The 25241-nt window shown below is 39.4% G+C and carries 25 protein-coding genes and 1 tRNA gene; 4 read left to right on the top strand and 22 right to left on the bottom strand.

Annotated elements, in window-relative coordinates:
* Positions 1-25: 25 nt before the first annotated feature.
* Together LQE94_RS11215 and LQE94_RS11210 are read right to left on the bottom strand one after the other, a co-directional pair.
* Positions 26-2203, bottom strand: coding sequence for a PTS transporter subunit IIABC (locus tag LQE94_RS11215; protein ID WP_118738039.1), 2178 nt, complete (start codon positions 2201-2203; stop codon positions 26-28).
* Positions 2204-2409: 206 nt separating this feature from the next.
* Positions 2410-2481 (bottom strand) — tRNA-Gln (locus tag LQE94_RS11210).
* Positions 2482-2703: 222 nt separating this feature from the next.
* Between LQE94_RS11210 and LQE94_RS11205 the strand changes: the two genes are divergently transcribed.
* Both LQE94_RS11205 and LQE94_RS11200 read left to right on the top strand, forming a co-directional pair.
* The gene (locus LQE94_RS11205) at positions 2704-3513 is read left to right on the top strand and encodes a Cof-type HAD-IIB family hydrolase (RefSeq protein WP_118738040.1); all 810 of its coding nucleotides are present in this window, start codon (positions 2704-2706) and stop codon (positions 3511-3513) included.
* A 48-nt stretch (positions 3514-3561) separates the two neighbouring features.
* Positions 3562-4824 carry a dihydroorotase gene (locus LQE94_RS11200; RefSeq protein WP_118738041.1) on the top strand — a complete coding sequence of 421 codons (1263 nt, stop codon included), beginning with the start codon at positions 3562-3564 and terminating at the stop codon, positions 4822-4824.
* Positions 4825-4975: 151 nt separating this feature from the next.
* On the opposite strand, the gene LQE94_RS11195 is transcribed toward LQE94_RS11200, so the two are convergent.
* The 17 genes from LQE94_RS11195 to LQE94_RS11115 all read right to left on the bottom strand — a co-directional run bounded on the left by LQE94_RS11195 (position 4976) and on the right by LQE94_RS11115 (position 20838).
* Complete coding sequence (locus LQE94_RS11195; RefSeq protein WP_118724328.1) at positions 4976-5839, bottom strand: YitT family protein; 864 nt, start codon at positions 5837-5839, stop codon at positions 4976-4978.
* A gap of 143 nt (positions 5840-5982) precedes the next feature.
* Entirely contained in the window at positions 5983-6819 is an 837-nt protein-coding gene (nudC, locus tag LQE94_RS11190) for an NAD(+) diphosphatase (protein ID WP_118738290.1), read from the bottom strand.
* A gap of 114 nt (positions 6820-6933) precedes the next feature.
* On the bottom strand, positions 6934-7407 hold the full coding sequence (locus LQE94_RS11185; protein WP_118738291.1) for a signal peptidase II: 474 nt from the start codon (positions 7405-7407) through the stop codon (positions 6934-6936).
* Positions 7408-7420: 13 nt separating this feature from the next.
* Positions 7421-7987 (bottom strand): zinc ribbon domain-containing protein, encoded by a 567-nt coding sequence (locus LQE94_RS11180; RefSeq protein ID WP_240577711.1) that lies wholly within the window; start codon positions 7985-7987, stop codon positions 7421-7423.
* Positions 7988-8904: 917 nt separating this feature from the next.
* A complete protein-coding gene (locus LQE94_RS11175; RefSeq protein ID WP_117992167.1) occupies positions 8905-10119 on the bottom strand; it encodes an LL-diaminopimelate aminotransferase in 1215 nt (404 codons plus the stop codon).
* Positions 10120-10133: 14 nt separating this feature from the next.
* Entirely contained in the window at positions 10134-10970 is an 837-nt protein-coding gene (gene dapF / locus LQE94_RS11170; RefSeq protein WP_022074992.1) for a diaminopimelate epimerase, read from the bottom strand.
* Between the two features lie 15 nt (positions 10971-10985).
* Positions 10986-11534 carry an ANTAR domain-containing response regulator gene (locus LQE94_RS11165; protein WP_117992168.1) on the bottom strand — a complete coding sequence of 183 codons (549 nt, stop codon included), beginning with the start codon at positions 11532-11534 and terminating at the stop codon, positions 10986-10988.
* A gap of 62 nt (positions 11535-11596) precedes the next feature.
* The gene (glnA, locus tag LQE94_RS11160; RefSeq protein ID WP_022074994.1) at positions 11597-12928 is read right to left on the bottom strand and encodes a type I glutamate--ammonia ligase; all 1332 of its coding nucleotides are present in this window, start codon (positions 12926-12928) and stop codon (positions 11597-11599) included.
* Positions 12929-13083: 155 nt separating this feature from the next.
* Positions 13084-14406 carry a sensor histidine kinase gene (locus LQE94_RS11155; RefSeq protein ID WP_118724332.1) on the bottom strand — a complete coding sequence of 441 codons (1323 nt, stop codon included), beginning with the start codon at positions 14404-14406 and terminating at the stop codon, positions 13084-13086.
* The gene (locus LQE94_RS11150) at positions 14396-15079 is read right to left on the bottom strand and encodes a winged helix-turn-helix domain-containing protein (RefSeq protein WP_117992171.1); all 684 of its coding nucleotides are present in this window, start codon (positions 15077-15079) and stop codon (positions 14396-14398) included. The genes LQE94_RS11155 and LQE94_RS11150 overlap by 11 nt, the downstream gene beginning before the upstream one ends.
* 153 nt (positions 15080-15232) lie before the next feature.
* A complete protein-coding gene (gene phoU / locus LQE94_RS11145) occupies positions 15233-15886 on the bottom strand; it encodes a phosphate signaling complex protein PhoU (RefSeq protein ID WP_118738297.1) in 654 nt (217 codons plus the stop codon).
* Between the two features lie 3 nt (positions 15887-15889).
* A complete protein-coding gene (gene pstB / locus LQE94_RS11140) occupies positions 15890-16639 on the bottom strand; it encodes a phosphate ABC transporter ATP-binding protein PstB (protein WP_117992180.1) in 750 nt (249 codons plus the stop codon).
* Between the two features lie 14 nt (positions 16640-16653).
* Positions 16654-17484, bottom strand: coding sequence for a phosphate ABC transporter permease PstA (gene pstA, locus LQE94_RS11135; RefSeq protein ID WP_118738302.1), 831 nt, complete (start codon positions 17482-17484; stop codon positions 16654-16656).
* A 31-nt stretch (positions 17485-17515) separates the two neighbouring features.
* A complete protein-coding gene (gene pstC, locus LQE94_RS11130; RefSeq protein WP_117992181.1) occupies positions 17516-18409 on the bottom strand; it encodes a phosphate ABC transporter permease subunit PstC in 894 nt (297 codons plus the stop codon).
* A 1-nt stretch (position 18410) separates the two neighbouring features.
* Positions 18411-19334, bottom strand: a complete 924-nt coding sequence (locus LQE94_RS11125; RefSeq protein ID WP_240577710.1) for a substrate-binding domain-containing protein — start codon at positions 19332-19334, stop codon at positions 18411-18413.
* Between the two features lie 111 nt (positions 19335-19445).
* Positions 19446-19802 (bottom strand): SpoVA/SpoVAEb family sporulation membrane protein, encoded by a 357-nt coding sequence (locus tag LQE94_RS11120; RefSeq protein ID WP_022074590.1) that lies wholly within the window; start codon positions 19800-19802, stop codon positions 19446-19448.
* A gap of 19 nt (positions 19803-19821) precedes the next feature.
* Positions 19822-20838: a stage V sporulation protein AD gene (locus LQE94_RS11115; RefSeq protein WP_118738303.1), complete on the bottom strand. Its 1017-nt coding sequence runs from the start codon at positions 20836-20838 to the stop codon at positions 19822-19824.
* Positions 20839-21030: 192 nt separating this feature from the next.
* Between LQE94_RS11115 and spoVAC the strand changes: the two genes are divergently transcribed.
* The gene (spoVAC, locus tag LQE94_RS11110; RefSeq protein ID WP_118738299.1) at positions 21031-21498 is read left to right on the top strand and encodes a stage V sporulation protein AC; all 468 of its coding nucleotides are present in this window, start codon (positions 21031-21033) and stop codon (positions 21496-21498) included.
* Positions 21499-21832: 334 nt separating this feature from the next.
* On the opposite strand, the gene tnpB is transcribed toward spoVAC, so the two are convergent.
* The 3 genes from tnpB to rhuM form a co-directional block, all read right to left on the bottom strand.
* Entirely contained in the window at positions 21833-22936 is a 1104-nt protein-coding gene (gene tnpB / locus LQE94_RS11105; protein ID WP_118738300.1) for an IS200/IS605 family element RNA-guided endonuclease TnpB, read from the bottom strand.
* Between the two features lie 93 nt (positions 22937-23029).
* On the bottom strand, positions 23030-23380 hold the full coding sequence (locus LQE94_RS11100; protein ID WP_118738301.1) for a hypothetical protein: 351 nt from the start codon (positions 23378-23380) through the stop codon (positions 23030-23032).
* Between the two features lie 14 nt (positions 23381-23394).
* Positions 23395-23994, bottom strand: a complete 600-nt coding sequence (gene rhuM / locus LQE94_RS11095; RefSeq protein ID WP_330638930.1) for a RhuM family protein — start codon at positions 23992-23994, stop codon at positions 23395-23397.
* 432 nt (positions 23995-24426) lie between these two features.
* Between rhuM and LQE94_RS11090 the strand changes: the two genes are divergently transcribed.
* Entirely contained in the window at positions 24427-25185 is a 759-nt protein-coding gene (locus LQE94_RS11090) for a hypothetical protein (protein ID WP_118738073.1), read from the top strand.
* Positions 25186-25241 lie beyond the last annotated feature (56 nt).

Raw genomic sequence — 25241 nt, 5'->3', positions numbered from 1 at the left:
AACATACCTCATCATTTTAAATCTCCTAATATAGATCTATTGCAAACAGCGGCTCTCCTGCTTTAATCTCGCCTTTAGCAAGTAAACGGATTTTCTGATTGTCATCTAAATCTGTACATAATACCGGTGAGCATAAAGATGGGGCATGCTCAGTCAGATATGGGATATTGATTTTCATCATCACATCTCCCTTTTTCACCTTCTGACCATTTTCTACAAACACCTCAAAACCTTCTCCATTGAGTGATACTGTATCAACTCCGACATGGATTAAAAGTTCAACACCGCTTTCTGTCTCAAATCCAATTGCGTGTTTTGTATCAAATACAAATGCCACTTCTCCGTCTTCCGGTGCTGTAATAATTGCATCTGTTGGTGTAACTGCCGCTCCATCTCCCATCATACGTCCTGCAAATGCTTCGTCAGGTACCGCTGAAAGGTCAGCTGCATTTCCTGTGATAGGGCTGGAAATAATGATTGTGCTTTTTGCTTTTGTTTCATTTTCCGCATTTTCTGAAACTGTTGTTTCTTCTGTTTTGGTTTCTGTATTTTCCAGAACTGTTGTTTCTGCATATGTGTCAGGTGCTGTTTCCAGATAATCTTCCAGATTTGATTTGATTACTGTTACATGTGGTCCGTAAATAATCTGAACCCCCTGTCCTTTTTTCACAATTCCTCTGGAACCTGTCTGTTTCAAAATTTCATCGTTTACACGTTCTGTATCGTATACCGTAATACGAAGTCTTGTTGCACAACAGTCAACATCACTGATATTTTTCTTGCCGCCAAGACCTTCTGTGATCATCTCGCTGATGGCATCCTTTGAGCCTGTCTCAGAAGTTTTCTGGCCTTCTTTTTTGGCATTTACATCGGCCTTTGTATATAATTTTGTCTCTACATCATCATCCTCACGTCCCGGAGTCTTCAAATCGAATTTTTTAATTAAAAATGTAAAGATCACATAATATAAAATGAAGTAAATAATACCAACCGGGATGATTCTTACCCAGCTTGTCTTTGCATTTCCCTGCAAAATACCAAACAAGAACAAATCAAGAAATCCGCCTGAGAATGTCAGACCTACCGCAATATTTAACATATGTGCAATCATATAAGCGGCTCCTGCCAATACAACCTGTACTGCAAATAACATTGGAGCTACAAATAAGAAAGAAAATTCAATTGGCTCTGTAATACCTGTCAACATACTTGCAAGTGCTGCAGATAATAAAAGTCCGCCTGCCTGTTTCTTCTTTTCCGGTTTTGCACAGCGATACATAGCGAGTGCTGCTCCCGGAAGTCCGAAGATCATGAAAATGAATTCTCCTGAGAAATATCTTGTAGCATCGGCACTAAAATGTGTGATATTAGCGGAATCTGCAAGCTGTGCAAAGAAGATATTCTGTCCTCCCTGAACCATCTGTCCTGCAACTTCCATTGTTCCACCAACTGCTGTCTGCCAAAATGGCATATAGAACACATGGTGCAGTCCAAATGGAATCAAGGCTCTCTTGATAATACCAAAAATCAGTGTCCCGAAATATCCTGTTCCTGTTACAAGTCCGCCCAGTGCATAAATACCATTCTGAACTGCCGGCCATACAAAATACATTAATATTCCGACAAACATATAAACGATTGTAGAAATGATCGGCACAAATCTTGAGCCGCCGAAAAATGATAATGCATTTGGCAATACGATTTTATGGAATCGATTGTGAAGTGCCGCAACACCCAGACCTACAATAATTCCTCCAAACACACCCATTTGCAGACTCTGGATTCCACAAACTGATGCAACTGTTCCTTCCAGCACATCTTTCGCAATTGAACCGTCTGTAAGAATCTTTCCATTAATGGAAAGCATCGCGCTAATAGATACATGCATAACAAAGAATGCAATCATAGAAGATAACGCTGCAACTTCTTTTTCTTTCTTTGCCATACCAATTGCAACACCTACCGCAAAAATCAGTGGCAGGTTATCAAAAATCGCACTGCCGACTTTATTCATAATTGTCAGCAAGGCATGGAGCACGGTTCCGTCTCCCAACACTTTTTGAAGATGGTATGTTGCGATTGTTGTTTCATTTGTAAATGAGCTTCCAAGTCCAAGCAATAAACCTGCTACCGGAAGAATCGCGATTGGAAGCATAAAGCTTCGTCCCACTCTCTGCAGGACACCAAAAATTTTGTCTTTCATGACATTTCTCTCCTTCTTGTTCTTTTTTAAGATCCATAAATATCACGTTCTATATTATTTTGAGAGAATTGTCTTTTTTTATTAGTTATCAAAGAGTGTTTTTAATTTTTATGTTGATAATAAACAAAAAAGACATTAACCCACACAAATATACTCTCGTAATATTCATGCCTGGTTAATGCCTGCCGTGCAGTAACACACCATAGCTACGGAAAAGGGACTTGAACCCCTACTAACAGAGTCAGAGTCTGCTGTGCTGCCAATTACACCATTCCGCATCAGTTATTAAGTTTGTTGCTTATCAGCTGCAACTCCATTAATATAACAGACTCTGAGAGAAAAAGCAAGTACTTTTTTTGATTTTTTTAAGAAATATTTTTGTTGCCCGACAGCCAACCTATTTTTCCTATTCAATTGACAAGGTTTTTCAAAGAATTTATACTGTTACTGTAAATATTCACGTAATACGTGTACTATCAATTTTAATTTAGGAGTTGTTTATGAAGTATGAAATGCTTGTCCTTGACTTGGACGGAACCCTCACAAATTCAAGAAAAGAAATCACCCCTGCCACAAAGCAGGCTCTTATAGAAATTCAGGAAGCCGGAAAAAAGGTGGTTCTTGCCAGCGGACGTCCGACATGTGGTGTTATGCCACTCGCAAAAGAATTAGAACTTGACCGTTTTGGAAGCTATATTCTTTCTTTTAACGGAGCACTCATTATTGACTGTGCAACAAATAAACCGGTCTATAATAAAACTCTGCCTCGTGAAGTTATTGCACCGATTTTTGAATATACCAAAAATTATCCGGGGCTGGATATTATTTCTTATGAGAATGATTGTGTCATTTCCGGAATTAAGGTAAATGAATATACAGAAAAAGAAATGTTTATCAATAAAATGCCCGTGAAAGAGGTCGACAATTTTGTTGAATATTTGGATTTTCCGGTAAACAAGATGCTGATTCCGGGTGAACCGGCTGTTTTGGAGAAATTAATGCCAGAATTAAAGCGTAAATTCCATTCACTTTTAAATATTTATCGTTCGGAACCATTTTTCTTAGAGATTATGCCACAGAAAATTGACAAGGCAAACTCTCTGCAGAAATTGCTCAACAGTATCGGTCTGACCGCCAACTCTATGATATGCTGTGGTGACGGCTTCAATGATGTTTCTATGATTGAATATGCCGGACTTGGTGTTGCTATGGAAAATGCTCAGCCAATTGTAAAGGAACATGCGGATTTTATTACTCATTCGAATGATGACGACGGAATTCTTCATGTTATCAACACATTTATGAGATAAGAAAAGAGATATTCACATTATACAATGAATTTTAAGGAGGTTTTTCCCATGATTATTAAAAATGGTACAATTATGAACCCTGCCACACAAACAATTATTTCTGGTGACATTCTTATTGAAGATGATAAGATTATTAAAATTGCTGCGTCGATCACTCCATCGGAATCAGAAGAAGTCATTGATGCTTCCGGACTGGTCATTGCGCCTGGTCTGATTGATACGCATATTCATTTCCGTGATCCTGGATTCACTTATAAAGAAGATATCCATACCGGTTCGCTTTCTGCTGCACACGGAGGAGTTACAACTGTTATCTGCATGGCAAATACTTCTCCGACTGTAGATAATGTTCCTGTACTTGAGGACATTTTACAGCGTGCCAAGGCTGAAGATATTCGTATTTATCAGGCTGCTTCTATTTCACATTCTTTAAAGGGTGAAACCCTGACTGATATGAAAGCGTTAAAAGAGGCCGGAGCATGTGGATTTACTGATGATGGTATTCCTTTAAAAAATGCTGCGTTCTGCTATAAAGCTATGGAAGAGGCTGCCGCTTTGAATGTTCCGATAAGCCTTCACGAAGAAGACCCTGCATTTATTACGAACAACGGAATCAATCATGGTGATGTGTCTGAAAAGCTGGGTGTATATGGCTCTCCTTCTATTGCTGAAGAGTCTTTGGTTGCTCGCGATTGTATGCTTGCTCTTCGCTCCGGCGCAGACGTTGTTATCCAGCACATCAGCTCCGGACGTTCCGTTGAACTAATCCGCATGTTCAAGGCGCAAGGTGCAAAACTTCACGCTGAAGCTACACCACATCATTTCACATTGACCGATAAGGCCTTGTTAGAGCATGGAACGCTTGCAAAAATGAATCCGCCGCTTCGTACTGAAGCAGACCGTCTGGCAATCATCGAAGGTTTAAAAGACGGAACGATCGATTTAATCGCAACAGACCATGCACCTCACAGTGCCGAAGAAAAAGCAAAACCATTGACAGAAGCTCCTAGTGGAATCATCGGGCTGGAAACATCCCTTTCACTTGGCATTACATCGCTTGTCCGTCCGGGACACTTGACTATGATGGAATTATTAGAGAAAATGACAATCAATCCGGCCAAACTTTATCATCTGCCTTACGGCACGATTGAAGAAGGTGCTGCTGCTGATTTTGTACTTTTCAATCCAGATGAAACATGGATACCGACAGAATACGCATCCAAATCATCCAACAGCCCATTTACCGGAAAAGAATTATACGGAAAAATCAAATATACCATCTGCCGCGGAAAGATTGTTTACCAGGATTAAGAAGTGAAAGGGGTGCCGGTGGGGACGGGGTTTAATGGCTCTTTTTGGTAAGCCAAAAAGAGCCATTAAACCCCGTCCCCAACTGGCACCCCCCAAGAAAAAGAGCCATTAAACCCCGTCCCCAACTGGCACTCGTCCCCAACTAGCACTCCTATTGAATTTCTTCTCTGAATCCTTCTCCAAGTACTTCATTTGACTCCATTATAATCACAAATGCTTTCTCATCAGCCTTTCTGGCCATTTCGCGAATCGCATACATTTCCTTATTATTACTTGCACACATTACAATATCCTTTTCAGCACCTGTATAGCTTCCGCATCCCCTTAAAATTGTTGAGCCTCGTCCTACATGTTCGTCTATCATATTTGCTACTTTTTGCCCTTCGTCCGTCACAATCAATGCAATCTTACCTGAATTGATGCCATATGTGATCTTATCAATTACAACGGTCAGAAAATAGGAAATGATCAAACCATAAATCGTGGCGTCTACGTCTTTAAATATTGCTCCGCCTAATAATACAACTGCACAGTCGATTGAGAATACAATTTTCCCCAATGAAATATGCGGGTGCTTCGAATGGATTGCCACACACACGAAATCCATTCCCGCTGTTGAAGAATGATTCATAAATATCAGTGCATAGCCTAGCCCTGAAAAAATACCTGTACATAATGCAGCAAGCATACGGTCGCCGGAATAAACCGGAAGTAATGTAACTACATAGTCTGTGATTAAAGATGAAATAATAAGTGAACGTATTGAACGTGCAAAAAACTCTTTTCCTAATGTCTTGAAACATATAATTACAATCGGTATATTTAGTGCAATTGTTCCCCATCCGATTGGAATATTGAACAAACGATATAAAATTAATGCAAGACCTGATACTCCTGCCAATGGGAATTCTGCATTTGCAGCAAAATTGTAAATTCCAAGACCGATCAAAACGCCTCCCACAATATCTATAAAAATATCATATGAAAATTTTTTTATATTCCAGTTACTTTTCATTGTGTAATCCCTACCTTACATCTATTTTTATTTATCTATTTCCTCGAAAAAAAGAAGATCATTTGCAAATCATATCAATTATAATCCGCAAACGCTCTTCTTTTTATACTTTTCAGTATTATCAGAATCTCAGGCAATATGAATTATATTTTCCCAAGCTTAAACATCTGTATCATCTCATTTGTTAAGCTTTCATCTGATGTTACCTCCGGTAAATCTTCTCGCTCAAACCATTCTGCCAGCGCAAGTTCATCCTGATCTAATGTAATCTTATCTTCTCCGTCAAGATCGCAATAAAATCCCATCAATAATGTATCCGAAAATGACCACGGCTGGCTTTTATAGTATTGAATATTCTTTACTTTCAAGCCAACTTCTTCCATAACCTCACGCTTCACCGTTTCTTCTATCGTCTCGCCAATCTCTGTGTATCCTGCAAGCAGGGCATACTTTTTGTAAGCTCTTCCTGCATACTTTGAAAGAAGAAGTCGATTCCCGTCTCGTACAGCAATAATCGTTGCCGGACAGATTTTTGGAAATTCCATTAATCCACATTTTTCACAATAAAGCATGCGCTCTTTCTCGTCTTTTTGAGTCGGCGAACCACATCTTCCGCAAAACTTGTGGCTTTGATACCAGGAATACAGCTGATATCCTGTGATTCCGGCAAATGCCAGATACCGCGGCTGTATCGTCCGAAACACTTCCGTATTCTCCATAGTGTAAGCTGATAACCTCTCACGATTGATATCATTTACAAGATAAAAAGGCTTATTATCAATAGAAAATAAATACGTGTAATTCTCGTAAATATCTTCGTTCAATCGTTCTAAATCTGCAAATGTCGGAAATGTCATCCCCTCTTCGCTTTTCTTCATCAGACAAGTTCTCTTTTCATAATAAAGAGCAAAGCTGTCTTTCTTTGGCGGCACCGGCTTATATGCATTGTTATACTGATGTGGTGCGATATCCTGTATCATCTATCTCTTCCTCTGTTTCTGTTAAGTATTCGTCTGCTTCATTATATCTTCTCTTCCTGTAAATCTTCCTATGAAGCAGCATTTTGTTACATCTTCTTGTGAAGCAATATTTTATTATTTCTTCTTATGAAGCAATGAACCAAGAGAAACAATAATTCCTCCTGCAATCAAAAAGAAATCTCCCAGATTCCATGTAATCTTTTCGATTTTTTTATTTTTATTTTCAAATCCGATATAGTCAATCACATATCCGCGAAGCCACCGGTCAAATGTATTACTCCATGCCCCTGCTGTCATAAGTGACAAACCTATCTTCTTTAGCTTGATTCCTTTTTTACGCATCAGCTGAATCAGCTGCGTGATTGTCAAAATTATCGTAGCAAATGAAGATACATATTTTACCGTATCCGGATCGTTCTGCAATACATTCAATCCAAACCCACGATTATATACTTTTCGTAAGATTACTTTCCCTTTTAAAGCTTCCCGTTCTTCTTTTCTCGTGATGCCATTCTCTATACAGGATTTGATAGTGATATCAAGCATAGCCAGCACTGCTGTCACGCTGATTAATACCAAGATTCCCATTCTCCTCTCACCCCTATTCTTCCGGTGATTCTGTCACATTTTCTTCTGCCTGAGCTTCCGGCTCTTCTTTTAATTCATCTGCCTGAACTTGTGGCTTGTCTTCTGGTTCTTCTTTTTCCTGTGTTGCTGTTGGCTCTTCTTTTACTTCATCAACAGTCTCTTTGACATCTACAACAATATCTTCTTCATCTACAAAATCTGCATCTGTCGGTACAGATGTTGAAACCTTCTCTCCGCAATATGGACAATATGCCATACCTTTCGCAATACTCTTGCCGCATGCTGCACAATTTGTATCGCCTCTAAGTTCAACAATCTGCTCATTGTATTCTTCAATACTTTCTTCACGATCTTGAATTGCCTCGCACAGCGCCTCTTCTTCTGCTTCTAATTCTTCCCCGTTTAGGAACTTTTCGTATAAGACTCTTCCTAATTCTGCTAAATCATCTTCGTTATTTCTCTCTAATGTACGAATCTGATTTTTCAATCTCTGAACTTCCATTGCTTCATTCGCTTTATTACCTACGAGTTCCGCTGTCTCTCCAAGTCTCTTTGTTAAATCTTCAAAAAATGTCTTCATAATATAAGTCTCCTTTCCCCGCCAGTTAAAATCATAGTTTCATTATAACCTATTATGGGGGAACTTCAATGTTGTTTTGAGAAATTTTATGTTTTTTATTGCTATTTAGTTCATTAAGTTGGATAAGCGTCCCTTAGAAAAATATTGGATATGAATTTCTGTTCAGACTCCGTCAGCGGGAAATACATAAAGGTCAGAATTATTACTAAAAACAGAACTTAGAAACCAGCAACTCGGGCTGTGCCCTCAAACAGCAAGTTCCTAAGCTCTAACGTAAAATTCTGGCCTTTTAGTATTTCCAATCGCTTCCTTTGTATTCACAGAAATTCATATCCAATATTTTTTCTCAGTACGTTATCGCAAATCTAATGAATTAAAAAGCAGAGCTTTACTGGGCAGGCGCTGGCACCTCATGTATCTACACATCTCGCTTATTCAGTGTTGTAGATATCTTTGTGGCAACCGTTGTATCTGCACTGACTTAATATTCGCTGTTGCAGATGCTTTTTTTGAGACCGATGTATCTGCGCTGGCTTAATATTCGCTGTTGCAGATGCTCTTTTTGGAATCAATGTATCTGCAACTTACTTTTCTTCGAACTTGCAGATACTTTTAAGCCTGCCTATCATGTACAATTGCATCTACATCTTGCCTTTTCTATGACCTGAGGATGCTTCCCGTAGAAATTTTGCATCCTCAACTTGCTCTTTCCATGCCTTGCAGATACTTCCCACAGAAATTTGGCATCTTCAATCCCAAAAAATCCACTATCGCAGATATCTCCCCCTATTCTTTGAACTCCATGGCCTGAGCCAATACATTACTTACAAAAAAATTGATATAAGAAATTCGAGCAAGAATTCTTATATCAATTTTTTGTAAGGAACGTATTGCCACTTCGTGAATTAAATAGCGACCTACATCTTCTTAATCCGCTCAATCGCAGCCACTGTATTTTCATAGCTTCCAAATGCAGTCAGTCTGAAATATCCTTCTCCGCTTGGTCCGAAACCTGAACCCGGAGTTCCGACTACATTTGCATTTTCAAGAAGATAATCAAAGAATTCCCATGAAGTCATATTGTCCGGTGTTTTCAGCCAGATATATGGAGCATTTACACCGCCTGACACAGTATAACCTGCATCTTTTAATCCCTGTGAAATTACTTTTGCATTGTTCATATAATATGCGATCTGTGCTTTGAGCTGCGCCTTTCCTTCTTCAGAATATACAGCTTCACCGGCTCTCTGCACAATGTATGGAGCACCGTTATATTTTGTTCCATGACGTCTTGCCCACAGTGAATGTAATGTCACATCGCCACATTTTACATCTTTTGGAATAATAGTTGCACCGAGACGTACTCCTGTAAATCCGGCATTTTTTGAAAAGCTTCGAAGCTCGATCGCACATGTTCTTGCGCCTTCGCATTCGTAGATTGTATGTGGCACGTCATCTTCTGAAATGTATGCTTCATAAGCTGCATCGTAGATGATAACTGCACCTACTTTATTTGCATAGTCAACCCATTCCTGCAGCTGTGCTTTTGTGATTGTAGAGCCTGTCGGATTATTTGGGAAGCAAAGATAAATGATATCCGGTGTTTCTTTTGGAAGCTCTGGTGCAAAGTTTGTCGCTTTAGTACATGGCATATAAATTACATCACTCCATGTTTCCTTTGTTGGATCATAGACTCCTGTTCTTCCTGCCATCACATTTGTATCCACATATACAGGATATACCGGGTCGCACACTGCGATTTTATTGTCGATGCTAAAGATTTCCTGAATGTTTCCGGAATCACATTTTGCTCCGTCAGAAATAAATACTTCGTCAGCTGCGATATCGCATCCGCGAGCCTGATAATCATTTTTTGCCATCGCACTTCTTAAAAATTCGTATCCGAGATCTGGTGCGTATCCGTGAAATGTCTCTGCATGTGCCATTTCATCTACTGCTTTATGAAGGGAATCGATGATTGCCGGTGCAAGTGGCTGTGTAACATCACCAATTCCAAGTCGGATGATTGATTTATCCGGATTTGCCTCGCTAAATGCAGCAACTTTTTTTCCTATTGTTGAAAACAGATAACTTCCTGGTAATTTTAAATAATTTTCATTTACTTTAAACATTATTGGGTTCCTCCCTATTTTTCTTTCCACACTCCGTCAAATGAGACTTCTGCAGGACCGGTCATGTAGACAGTATTTTTTTCGCGGTCCCATTCAATTTGAAGGTCCCCGCCTAACAATTTTACTGTCACCGTATTTTCTGTCAGTCCATTTAAGATGCAGGCAACTGCAACTGCGCAGGCACCTGTTCCGCATGCCAGTGTTTCTCCTGAGCCTCTTTCCCATACTCGCATTTGAGCTGTATGACGGTCTATTACATTTACAAATTCTGTATTTATTCGATTTGGAAATCTTTCATGATTTTCAAATAATGGTCCTATCTTTTCTATTTCCAGATTTTTTATATCATCCATAAATACCACATCATGAGGATTTCCCATAGATACTCCTGTCATATGGTATTCTTTTCCTCCAACCATGATTGGTTCGTCGATCACAGTCTCGCCTTTTGCAACGATTGGAATTAATTCCGGTTTTAAAATCGGGGTTCCCATATCGACTTTTACGAGTGTAACTTTTCCATGTTCTACTGTCAGGTCAAGGTATTTTATTCCGCCAAGTGTCTCTACTGAAATGCTTGTTTTATCTGTCAGACCATAGTCGTAGACATATTTTGCTACACAACGGATTCCATTTCCGCACATTTCCCCACGTGAACCGTCTGCGTTGTACATTTCCATTTCAAAATCAGCTACTTCGGATGGTTTGATCAAAATCAGTCCGTCTGAGCCGATTCCGAAATGACGGTCGCTTACTTTGACTGCCATCTCAGATGGGTTTTCTATTTTTTCTTTAAAGCAATTTACATAGACATAATCATTGCCTAATCCTTGCATTTTTGTAAATTCCATAACCAGTTACCTCTCTTATTCATCCATAATTGTTAAAACCATCTGCGCGGTTTCCAACATATTGGTCCCGCTATCCATACTGCTTTTTTGTAAATATCGATGTGCCTCTTCTTCTGTCATATTATTTCGTTCCATCAAAAGAGACTTTGCCTTCGCAATTAATGCTTTTTCTTCCGGACTGCGCTGTTTTGCAGCTTCATGACGTTTTTTCCTTCGCCTCCTCATATTTTGCAGCATCATTTCCACCGTATTTATTAAATCATGTACTTTTATCGGCATTGATAATCCGATAACACCCTGTACACTCCCATCACTCCATTTATCGGGAGATGTCACCAACAATATTTCAAATTCTTTCGGAAGATACTCTCGGATATCTGTGTACATCATATCCTGCATACGGTATCCGCAGATTATGATTCCCTCATCCAATGTATCTGCCATATGAAGCACCTGCGCCCCAGTCGTGCATACTCCATATACATCTATTCCACCACGCACAAGGATATTTCGAATATTAATTGCAATTTCTTTTTTAGGAAATGCTACAATAATTTCGTTCATATTCTACACCTCCTGCATCCCATACTGTAAACAGTACTACTTTGTTACCTTTGAAAGCGGGATCAGATTTTGTGCAGATAATTTGCAATTTCCCAATCTGTAACTTGCATGCAATATTCATGATATGCTTTTTTATGCGAATCGATCATCTTTGTTGATAATTCTCTTCCAAGCACATCTTTGATAAATGAATCCTGCTCCAGTTCATTTACAGCTTCCGGAAGGCTCTGTGGCAGCATATCAATGTGCAGTGAAGCGCGTTGCTCATCTGTCATTTTCTGTGCGTTCAAATCTATGCTTCCTATCGGCTTGATGCTATTTTTAATTCCATCCAGACCTGCTGCCAGAAGTACTGCCAGTGCCAGATAAGGATTTGCCGAAGGGTCCGGGCTTCTAAGCTCCAGTCTCGTATGTTCTCCTCGCATAGCCGGAATCCGGATAAGCGGTGAACGTGATTTGCCTGACCAGGTAATATAAACCGGTGCTTCATACCCAGGCACAAAACGTTTGTAAGAATTAACCGTCGGATTGGTGATGCATGTGATTGCCTTGATATGCTCCAGAATTCCACCCATAAACTGATATCCTTCCTGACTCATACCATTTTTATCTGTATCATCCCTGAAAATGTTTTTGCCATCTTTCCAGAGTGACAGATTCATATGCATTCCTGAACCGGCTGTCTCGATTTTAGGTTTCGGCATAAATGTCGCATGCAGGCCATGTCTCTTTGCAATGGTTTTTACTACCATACGAAATGTTACGATATTGTCTGCTGTTGAAAGTGCATCATCATAATGAAAATCAATTTCATGCTGTGCCGGAGCCAGCTCATGATGTGATGTTTCTACGTTAAATCCCATATCTTCTAATGTCAAAACCATGTCTCGTCTTGCATTTTCTCCAAGGTCCAATGGCCCTACATCAAATGAACTTCCCTGCTCATGTGTGATCGTTGTCGGAATTCCATCCTCGTCTGTGTGGAAAAGGAAAAATTCGCACTCCGGACTTGCTTTCAGCGTATACCCCATTTCTTCGGCTTCTTTTACAACTTTTTTCAATATATAACGCGGATCCAGTTCAAATGGTCTTCCATCCGGATAATGCACATCACAGATCATACGTGCAACTTTTCCTTGTTGTGGTCTCCATGGGAAAATCTCAAATGTATTCAGATCCGGATATAAATACATATCTGATTCACCGAGTTCTGCGAATCCTTCTACCGATGAACCATCAAATACGCATCTGTTATCCAATGCTTTTTCTAACTGACTGACAGTGACTGCCATGTTTTTTATCGTTCCATAAATGTCTGTAAATTGCAGACGGATAAATCCTACATCTTCTTCCTCTACCATTTTCAGAATATCTTCACGTGTATAGTTGTGCATTATCGAACCCTCCAAACATACTTCAATATTAGAAATGAAACGGACAAGTCCGCTTCAAATTTCCTATAAAGTGAAAAATGGGCGTTCTCTACCTTTAGAAAACGCCCTTGTTCTTCGTTATTATAACTTTGATATGGTAAATTGTCAAATTGATTTTATTTATTCTTAGAAAACACTATGGAAATCCGTGTTCCTTCCCCGACTGTACTATCTACGGATACCTTTGCCTGATGAAGCAATGCTCCATGTTTTACAATAGAAAGCCCCAGTCCTGTTCCTCCGATTTCTTTGGAATGGCTTTTGTCAACCCTGTAGAATCTTTCGAAAACTCTCTCCAGATGTTCCTCTGGTATTCCGATTCCTGTATCCGTTACGCTTACCTTTGGACCTTCCAGTGTATTACCAACCCAAATGCTCACGCTTCCTCCGGGACGATTGTATTTTATTGCATTCTCGCAAATGTTATAAATCATCTCATCTAATATCTGACGGATCCCTGTATAAGTCACTGACTCTCCTTCCAAAATCATCCTAACATGCTTTGCAGATGACTGCATAGAAAGGCGGCTTACGATTTCCCTCGTCATATCATACAGATTGACTTCTTCTTTCTCTAACTCTACGGATTCTTCATCAAGTTTTGACAGTTTGATGATATCTTCTACAAGGGTGATAAGCCTTCTTGCTTCTTTGTAAATGCGCTCGGAAAAGTTTTGGATATCTTCCGGTTTTACAAGTCCATTTTTCATAATTTCTGCATAACCGGATATTGAAGTCAGCGGTGTCTTTAGCTCATGGGAAACATTTGCCGAGAATTCTTTTCTCATATTTGCCACTGCATCTTTTTCTTTGTTCTGTTTATCAATTGCCTCTAAAAGCGGATCCAGCTCCTCATAAATTTCATTATCCAGAGGATGCTCTATATCCAGTTCGTTGATTGGACGAATGAGTCTTGCTGTCTGCCATCTGCCGAGTATATATACAAATGCAAGCACGATTGCCGCGATCACTGCCATCACAGGAAATATCTGAATTGCCGTGCTTATCAGACTATCCATATTTCTTGCCACACGAAGGACTGTGCCATCGTCTAAAAGGACTGCATAATAATAGAGTTCTTTTCCAACGGTATCGGACATACGGATATCCTCACCGACTCCATTTTTCAATGCTTCACGTACTTCCACTCGGTCTTTGTGATTATCAAGTGTACTTTCATCACCCCTGGAATCGTAAAGCACCTTTCCGTCTTGTGCAATCCTTGTGATGCGGGTCCTTGCATCTACTTCATCGAGTTCTTCCAGATATTGTGTCCCGGTAATCTCTATTGCTTTTTCAATATACTTCGCTTCCTGGCACACATCTGTTTCCAAAATCCCCAGACTTTGATTATATACAAAAAAGGAAACAAATCCATATGAAATAATAATGGTTATTGCCAAGATAAAAATCATACTTTTTTGAATCTTATCTCTCATTCGTTTCTCCAATGCGATATCCCACTCCTCGAATTGTTTCTATCATCGATCCGTACTCTCCAAGCTTCTGTCTGAGTGTTCGAATATGTACGTCTACCGTTCTTGTCTCGCCATCAAAATCATACCCCCAGATATCTGTGAGAAGCTGGTCTCTGGTCAGCACGATATTTTGATTCTTCATCAATTTCTCTAACAGCTCAAATTCTTTTAGTGTAAGAACAATTGTCTTACCGTCTGCTGTAACTTCATGTTTTTTTAGATCTATCTTCACTCCATTTATCTCAAGTTCAGAAGTATCTGTCTTTATTCTTCCGGTACGTCGCAGGACAGCTTTGATCCTTGAGACAAGCTCCATCATGCCGAATGGTTTTGTCACATAATCGTCTGCTCCAGAATCAAGTCCTATTACCTTATCGTATTCTGTTCCCTTCGCAGTCACCATAATGACCGGAATATCTTTTGTTTTTGACGAACTTTTCAGTCTACGCAGGATCTGCATTCCGTCTTCTCCCGGAAGCATGATATCCAGCAAAACGAGCTCTGGTGTATCAAACGCCAGAGCCTCCAAAAAGGATCTGCCCTCTGCAAACCCTTTTGCTTCCAATCCTGTTGATTCCAATGTATAGACTACCAGTTCGCGAATGTTATCATCATCTTCTACGCAATAAATCATCGCAAGCTCCCTTTCTTTTTTTGATTGTTGAGGGGTGGTTGGGGACGGGGTTTAGTGAGCCATTGGGGACGGGGTTTAGTGGCCTTTTTACAAAAGAGCCACTAACCCCCGTCCCCAATGGCTCACTAAACTCCGTCCCCAACCGGCAACCCTCTAAGCACCCCCGCTTCTATGGCTTCCTGTAATAGAAAATTCAACCCACTCTGCAATATTGGTTGCATGATCTCCAATTCGCTCCAAATATTTAGCGATCATGATCAAGTCAAAAATCTCTTTACCTTTGTTTCCTTGTTCTTCTTTGATGAACGCTATCAGCTCTTCGCGGATCTCATCAAAATACTGGTCTACAGTATCATCTTCAAGCATTACTTTTCTTGCAAGCTCAAGGTCCTTCTCAACATAAGCTGTCACGCTGTCACGCACCATCTTACTTGCTGCTACAGACATCTCGTTTAACTTCTTCAACTGCGTTGGGGTATTTCTTCTTGTTGAGATTACGATCTCTGCGATATCAGAAGTCTGGTCTCCGATTCTCTCCATATCTGTGATCAACTTAAGCGCTGCTGAAATCCTACGCAGATCTCTTGCAACCGGCTGCTGCTGAAGTAATAATTTCATACACAGACCTTCAATCTCTTTTTCCAGCTGATCGATTTCTTCATCAGCTTCGATCACTGCCTGTGCCTGCTCCAAATCTCCTTCTGTCAATGCATTTGTTGCGTTGGCGATAGCAACCTCACAAAGCTCACCCATGTGAGTAAGTTCTTCTTCCAATAATTGTAACTGTCTGTCAAATCGATTACGCATAAATCAACCAAACCTCCCTGTAATATAATCTTCGGTTCTCTTATCTGACGGAATAGAGAATAATTTTTCTGTCTCATTGTATTCTACAACTTCTCCAAGAAGGAAAAATGCAGTGTTATCCGATATACGTACTGCCTGTTGCATATTATGCGTTACCATAACGATAGTATAATCTTTTTTCAATTCCAGTGCAAGGTCTTCAATCTTAGATGTAGAAATCGGGTCCAGTGCCGAAGTCGGTTCGTCCATCAGAAGGACTTCCGGCTCTACTGCCAGTGCTCTGGCAATGCACAATCTCTGCTGCTGTCCACCGGACATACCAAGTGCACTTTTCTTTAATCTGTCTTTACATTCATCCCAGATTGCCGCATTTCTCAATGATTTTTCCACAATATCATCAAGCTTTGCTTTTGAACGGATTCCATGAGTACGAGGGCCATACGCAATATTGTCGTAAATGCTCATTGGAAATGGATTTGGCTTCTGAAATACCATACCGACACGGCGTCTTAAAAGATTGACATCCATTCCTTTAAATACGCTCTTTCCATCTAAGAGGATATCTCCTTCAATTCTGCATCCTTCCACAAGATCATTCATTCTGTTGATGGATTTGAGCAATGTAGACTTACCGCATCCACTTGGTCCGATAAATGCGGTGATTTTATTTTCTTCGATTTCCATATTGATATTCTTAAGTGCTTTAAAATCACCGTAATATAGATCAATATTCTGAATACTTAATTTTGACATTGTTCTTTCCTTTCTTATGCTTTTGCAAGACGTCTAGCGATCACGCCTGATAATGTATTGATACCGACTACCAGTATCAGCAAGATTACTGCTGTCGCGTATGCCTGGTTCATATACAGACCTTCACTTGACAGGTTATACATATGTACAGCCAGTGTACGTCCTGAACCAAAGATACTGCTCGGCACCTTTGCCACTGTTCCGGCAGTATACATAAGTGCTGCTGTCTCACCTACGATACGGCCAATTGCCAGAATCACACCTGCCAGTATTCCCGGAACAGCTGACGGAAGTACGATACAAAACACGGTACGAAGTTTTCCTGCACCTAAACCAAAGCTTCCTTCGCGAAATGAGTCCGGTACCGATTTTAACGACTCCTCTGTCTGACGCATGATCAATGGAAGAATCATAATTGCTAATGTAAATGCTCCTGCAATCAACGAGAAGCCCCAGCCTAATGTATTTACAAAAAATAACATTCCGAACAGTCCGTAAACGATAGATGGAATACCTGATAATGTCTCTGTCGTCAGTCGGATTATGTCCATAAATTTATTTCCACGTTTTGCATATTCAACCAAGAATACTGCTGCAAAAATCCCAAATGGCACTGCGATCAGTAATGAAAGAAAAGTCATAATGATTGTATTGATAAGTGCCGGCATCAAAGATGCATTTTCCGATGTGTAGTGCAGTGAAAACAGTGACGGTTTAATATAAGGGACACCATGAACCAAAATATATGCAATCAGGAAAATCAATACCGTAAATGTGATAATTGCTGAGAGCATAACAAGAAGCATCAGAATCATAGACCCCGGATGTGCCAGATACATCTTCATCTTATCCGTAAATGTTGTATTATTAGCTTCTTTACTCACGATCTTTCCCCCTATTCAACAATGCTACACTAAAGTTAATGATCAAAATAAATACGAAAAGTACAACGCCTGTTGCGATCAATGCCTCTCTGTGAAGATCTGTGGCATATCCCATTTCGATTACAATGTTTGCTGTCAAGGTTCGCACTCCCTTGAGAATCCCTTCCGGCATTCTAGCCTGATTTCCTGCTACCATAATCACAGCCATTGTCTCACCGATTGCACGTCCAATACCAAGAACAATTCCTGCGATGACACCGGATTTAGCAGCCGGGATCATAACTCTGAAAATGCTTCTTTCTTTTGTTGCTCCCAAAGCAAGCGAACCTTCATAATACTGTGATGGTACTGCTCTGATCGCAGCTTCTGTTGTTCCGATGATCGTCGGAAGGATCATCATGCCAAGAAGGATTGACGCAGTCAATATACTGCTTCCATTTCCGGATGAGTGAACCACTCCTGCACCTTTCAGTGTTCTTCCAAAATCTCTAATCAACGGAACCAATACTACCATTCCGAAAAATCCATATACAACGGAAGGGATTCCTGCCAGAAGCTCTGTTGCCATTTTCAATGGTCTGTAAATTTGTTTCGGACAATATTTTGCCATAAATACGGATGTCAGAATTCCAATCGGAACACCGATAATGATCGCACCTGCAGTCACATAAATACTTCCGATAATCATTGGGAAGATTCCAAATATTTCATTTTTCGGTTTCCACATTGTTCCGCTTATGAATTTACCAAATCCGATCTCCTTCATTGCAGGGATTCCATTTGCGAAAAGAAAGATACAAATGAGTGCTACCGCCAGCACCGAAGCACAAGCGGCAACAAAGAACACTCCCTGCATGAATTTCTCAATCCATGCTTTTGATTTCATATTATTCTGCGACCTCATCCCATGTTGTGTATGAACCTGTGTAGATTTCTTTTACCTGCTCACTTGACAGTTCATCTGCCGGGTTATTGTTGTTTACGATTACTGCAATACCATCAGTTGCGATTACTGTTGCTTTCAATCCTTCTGATGTCTCTGAATCTTTCAGTTCTCGAGATGCCATACCGATATCATAGCTTCCCTCGATTGTAGATGTCATACCTGTTGTAGAATCTGATGTCTGAAGTTCGATTTCTGCATTTGGATTTACTTTTTTATAAGCCTCGATCAGTTTTTCCATTACCGGTGATACAGATGAAGAACCACCTACTACACATTTTCCCGAAGGAGCTGTTTTGGCGTAATCTGCTGCATCATCATTTGAAATATAACCGTTGTCTGAGATTACCTGCTGTCCGTCTTTGCTCAGGATATAGTCAATGAAATCTTTTGCAACTTCATTTGTCGAGTCACCTTTTGTTGCGATGTTAAATGGTCTTGATACTTTGTAGCTGCCATCTTTGATGTTTTCTTCTGTTGCTTCTGCTCCATCGATTTTCAATGCCTTTACACTGTCATCCAAAGAACCAAGTGATACATATCCAATAGCGTAATCATCTTTTGCAACTGTTGTCAACATAACGGATGTATTGTTTGTGATCTGTGCATCTTCAGTTGTCATATCAACTTTCTGATCACCCTGTTTTTCTTCAATTCCAAATAACTCGATAAATGCGCCTCTTGTACCTGAACCATCTTCTCTTGATACGATTGAAATATCATTTGAGCTGTCCCAGTCACTTGCCTGATCCTGTGATGCTGAATCAGAATCTGTATTTGCTGCAGCCGAACTGCTTCCGCATCCTGCCATCATAACTCCTGTCATTCCTACTACTGCTAATACTGCAACTAATTTTTTCATTTTCATTTTTACAAATATCTCCTTGTTTTTTAAGCTATATTTTGTTTACAGGTTGTATAATACGGGGGGCTTGTAAAATGTAAAAATGGATGTTTGTTAAATCTGTGTAAAAATGTTTTACTTTTTCATCTTAGGCTCAAAAATCCAGGATGCAATGTAGCCAAATATCAGCGCCGCCGCTGTACCTGCCGCCCCTGCGGTAAATCCTCCCTGGAAACATCCAAGCAGTCCGTTTTTTTCAACAGCTTCTTTTACGCCCTGCCACAATGTATTTCCAAATCCAAGCAGCGGAACGCTTGCCCCGGCCCCGGCAAATGTTTGGAATGGTTCGTATAAATTACAAAATCCAAGTACTGCACCACTGCAGACTAAAAGTACCATAATCCTTCCCGGCATCATTTTCGTGCGGTCCATCAATATTTGAACCAATGCGCAGATTGCGCCTCCTACCCAAAATGCGTTAATATAGTCCATATCTTTTCTCCTCGCTTTTTTAATTACAATGCTCCAATACAATTCCATGTGCAATTCCCGGCACACTTGCGCCTTCATTAAAACTGACTGTCGACATCAATGCTCCTGTCGGTACGAATAGGATTCGTTTCCATTCTCCTTTTTCTATCTTTGGTAAAATATAGGACGCAAGCGTGACTGCCGCACATCCGCACCCGCTTCCTCCTGCATGTGTATCCTGCTCCTTTGCATCAAATATAAGCATCCCACAGTCCAAATGTTTTTCCTGCAAATCTACACCTTTTTTATAAATCATATCTAACAATAGCTTTTGTCCCACAGCTCCTAAATCTCCTGTAATGATCCGGTCGTAATCTTCTGCCTGCCGCTCAAAATCCTTTAGATTCATTAAAATTGTATCCATGGCTGCCGGAGCCATACACGCTCCCATATTCTGTGAATCTTTCAATCCATAATCTACAATTTTTCCAATCGTCACGCCACTAATCCGCACGTGACTTATGGATGCATCTTTGGCAACAATAAAAGCGCCGCTCCCTGTCACAGTCCAATGTGCAGACAATGGTCTTTGACTTGCATACCCAAGCGGAAAACGAAATTCTTTTTCTGCACTTCCAAAATGACTCGAGGTTACAGCCAGCATAGCCTCTCCGTATCCTGCCGCCACTGCCATTGAGCTAAGCGCCAGTGCTTCCCCCGATGTAGAACATGCTCCATACAATCCAAATGTAGGAATCTGCAGACTTTCCGTTCCCATCGAAGTGGCAATCCCCTGTCTTAGCAAATCTCCACCATACAAATATCGTATCTGCGATTCATTCATATTTACCTTTTGCAAAGCAAGTATACAAGCCTTCCGCTGCATATTACTCTCCGCTTCTTCCCATGTTTTTCCTCCAAACAAATCATCTTCCGCATGAAAATCAAAACGTTTTCCAAGTGGCCCTGCAAATTCTTTTGAGCCGACTACAGACGCTGCACTTATAATATAAGGTGCTTTCCGAAAACGGATGCTCTGCTTTCCACAAATCAACATTTCTTTCTCCAAATCGTCACCCTCGTTTCCTGAAGTTATTCACTTCATTTTGTTTTTTTAGTTATTTATTCTCTTTCTTTGCCTTAGTTTTCCTCTCTTCTGCAAAATATATTCGTGCATAGAATTGTTTGGATTTGTAAATGCTATTGGTAAGAATATCATTAGAAATTTAGTAGAAAGAAGGACTTCTTTATGACTCCATTAGAAAAACAGATAAAAGAAAAGCAATATCAGGATTATGTAAAACAACATACCCCCGTCCATAATGTCTGGACAAATATGCTCAAAGCCTTTTTAACCGGTGGAAGCATCTGCACCCTCGGACAGCTGATTTCAAACTATTGTAAGACTCTGGGCTTATCTGAAAAAGATTGTGGTGCCTGGACTGCTATAGTTCTTGTTCTGTTCAGTGTTATCCTAACCGGACTGAACGTGTATTCCAAGATTGCAAATTGGGGTGGTGCCGGGGCACTCGTCCCAATAACCGGATTTGCCAATTCTGTTGCCGCCCCGGCAATTGAATATAAGAAAGAAGGCCAGGTTTTTGGAATCGGGGCGAAGATTTTTACAATTGCCGGACCTGTACTGCTGTATGGCGTGGTTACAAGTTGGGCGCTGGGGGTGGTTTACTGGGTTATCTATTGGGTTGTAGCGGCTTAAGGTGAACTTGACGAAACCGTCTCAAAACAAGAACTGACTATGCCCTCCTGCTCAGAAAACTTTGTGAAACATCAAAAACAAGAACTGACTATGCTCTCCTGCTCAGCTTCGTCGGGCAAGCCCGACTCCAATTCGCTGGATTGCATAGTCAGTTCTTGTTTTTAGTGGATTCATCAATATTTGAAACAGTAATCGTTGTGATTGATTTTACTGATTCATTTGAGTGAACTACCCATTGTCTAAAGCCAATGGGCTTCCTGCTTCGCAGACCTCGTAACCTACTATCTCCACAGGCGTTAATTCGGACAGTCCCTGTCCTATATTGTTATTCCTTTTATGCTATTTGTCTTAATCCTTCTTCCAGTATATTCTTTGCCGCATTGATATCTCTGTCATGATTTGTTCCGCAGACAGGACATATCCATTCCCTTACTGATAGATTTTTCGTCTCTGTATTTTGGTATCCACAGGCTGAGCACAGCTGACTACTAGCATAAAATGTATTTATCTTGATATATTTTCTGCCATTCCACTTTGCCTTATATTCTAACTGTCTTGTAAGCTCATACCATGATACATCACTTATAGACTTTGCCAAATGATGATTTTTTACCATGTTTTTTATCTGCAAATCTTCTGAAACTATCACTTGGTTTTCGCTGATAATCTCAAGGGACATCTTATGCAGATAATCTTTTCTGGTATTTGTTATTTTTTCATGGCATAATGCTATCTTTTTCTTTGTTTTGTAGTAATTTTGACTTCTTTTCTCTTTATGAGCTAACTGCCTTTGCAGTTTTATCAGTTTCTTTTCGTATTTTCTGATGATTTTTGGATTTTCGTATTTCTTTCCAGCTGAAGTAATACATAACTCCTTAATACCTAAATCTATTCCTGTATTTTGATTTACATGTGGCAGTTCCACATGTTCTGTTTCCACTAAAATTGATACATAATATTTTCCACTCGGAATTTGTGATATCGTTGCCGATTTTATCTGCCCGCTAAAATTTCTATGCAGTTTTGCTTTTACATTTTTTAATTTAGGCAGTTTTACTCTATTTTCCTCGAAATCTACTGCTATATTGCCATTCGTAAAATTTGTTGTATATGACTTATGATTGTCGTGTTTACTCTTAAACTTCGGATAACCTGCATGTTCCTTAAAAAATTTCTGATATGCAGCATCCATGTTGTAAATCGTATTTGTCAGAGCAAATTTATCCACTTCTTTCAGCCATTCATATTCTTTCTTTAATTGTCTGTTGCAGTAATTGTTACAGTCAGTTTTACTAACTGATTTTTTCTCTTTCTCATATACTTCTTTCCGGTATGCCAGTGTCTGATTATATACAAAACGGCAACAGCCAAATGTTTTTGCAATTTGTATTTTCTGCTCATTATTAGGATATATTCTGTATTTATATGCCTTTAACATCCACTGTCACCCTCTTTCTCAACCTTGATTTTCTATGTTCCCATGCCATGAGTATACAATAATTTCTGATTTTTAGCTACCTTAACCCACCGTCTAAAGCCAGTGGGATTGCGGTAGCCTTATTTCAAGTTGTGTATCACCATAAATTTTATTATCCTCTTCATAGGTATAAACTGTTTTTATAATGGAACTTCCGGACACATATTCTTCAATTCCCTGATAAGGTTCATAGATGATTTTCCCTTTGTAGACTACATCTTCACCACTATAACTGTAATTGGACGAAGAAACCTTTGTATATTCATAATTGCTTTGGAAAAAATTATTTATAACCTCTAATGCTGCTTTCTTTTCTAAAATAATTTTTCCACCAATCAGAGTAATTACCAGTATAAAAATACAAACAGCACCTATGATACATTTTATAAATCGCTTATTGAACATCAACACCCCCTACTTTAAATTTTCTTTTCCAATCCTTTTACTATCTTATCAAAATCAGATTCTATCGGCTGTGTCTTGTTAAAAATATCATATTCCCGATATGCTTTCTCAACTGCCTGCTTATGGGAAATACACCCATTATCTTTCAAGATATCGTATCTGCGGAACGCAAGGAACTCGTTCACGCTTTTTGAAAATTCTTCCATAGTAAAGACGTTTTCACGTTCAATCAAATCCTCTATGTAATCAAAATATCCTGTAACGGCACGTTCCAACTGACGAATCTGTTTTTCGTCCAAATAGTTTTTGGCAATCGGTGTATCAGATTTGAGAATACGACCATCCGAAGCATTTTTCCATGTAGTCAGGCCCATATTTTCCTTGGTATGGTCAGCCTGATTATACACAATTTCTGCCGCTGTTTTACCGGTAATGGCATAATGAAATTTGTTCTGTATGGTTGCATAAAAATAATATGCAGTATCAGAATCTCTATTGTAATCAATGCTGCACTCTGCAAAGATATCTGTTATCTGTTGCCATATTCTGCGTTTTATCCTGCATTGCTCCGTGCTGAGTGGTTGTTGCAATTTTTGCAACAACCACTTTCTCATCCAGCTCTCCAGTTTCAAAAATCTTTGCTAAATGGCGACTGATGCCCGACTTGTCAATACCAAACAATTCAGCCATATCGTTTCATCCTTTATTAAGACACTGACTGTTACGTTATCATCTTCGGTTCTGTACAGCACCATTTCCATTTGCTTTATAATATCTGTATTCATAATCAGCCTTCTTTCTTATAACAGGTGAATTAGTTAGTGTTGTCTTTATCCTTAGCCAGGCTCTTATACACATTATACTGGTTTTTACATTTATCGCTGCAAAAAAGTCTTCAATTTTTTCACTATTTATTTTACCACGCACAATTCTTATATTCCACTTATGTTTTCTAAAGTTTTTATACGTGTTCTTTTGTGCTGTTTGTTGTATAATTGAAGTTATAAACATATAATTGATTTATTCCGTTGGAAGGGAAGTGGCTTATGAAGAAAAAAAGAATTATTATAACTATCACCATAATTATAATTAGCATAATCCTTCTTTACTTTGTTAAGGTACAAGTACAAAACAGTGCCGCCAAAGAAATAATTAATAATCTTGCAAGCGAAAACTACATGTATACCAAAACTGTTTCATCCGAACTTAACAATGAAAAAACTGAAATAATTTGGGAGGGAACAATCACCGCTGAACCATACGTTGGAATAGAGACATGTGTTTCTAATGGATCTGCATTAAGTAAAATCTATTCTTATGAAGAGAATGGAGCAATATATCAACGTATGCAAATTCAATCCGGCCAAACCGGCAACGGACAATATTTATGGACTCCAAAAAGTAAAGGTGTAAAATTAAATCAGATGTATACTGCTCATAATTTAAAATATAAATATGAAGGAAAAGAAAAGTTAAATGGAAAAAACGTTGCATTATATACATCTTCTTATAATACACAAGTCAGCTATGAATCCAATACAAATTCTGAAAATAAAGCAACTTTAGATACGATTGTATATCTGAAATTTTATTTAGACATGCAATCTAAAGAAGTAGTCAAAATTCAATGGGATGAAAGTAAATATGATACAGACCAACAAGTATTGCAAAAAATGTGCGAAGAGAATTTATCGGAGACAGATGCCAGAAAAGAAGTAAACGAATCTGGTGCGTACAAAGTAATCACAACTATCACTATAACCGAACGTGGAAAAAAGATCTCAATTACTAAACCGGACATATAAATATCTCATTCGTTGCTGTTCACAGGTACTGTGAACAGTAACTCTCATTCTCAACA

Origin of the sequence: Mediterraneibacter sp. NSJ-151 (genome assembly GCF_022487435.1) — a bacterium.
Lineage (GTDB): Bacteria > Bacillota > Clostridia > Lachnospirales > Lachnospiraceae > Schaedlerella > Schaedlerella hominis.
This window is presented reverse-complemented; position numbering and strand designations above follow the sequence as displayed.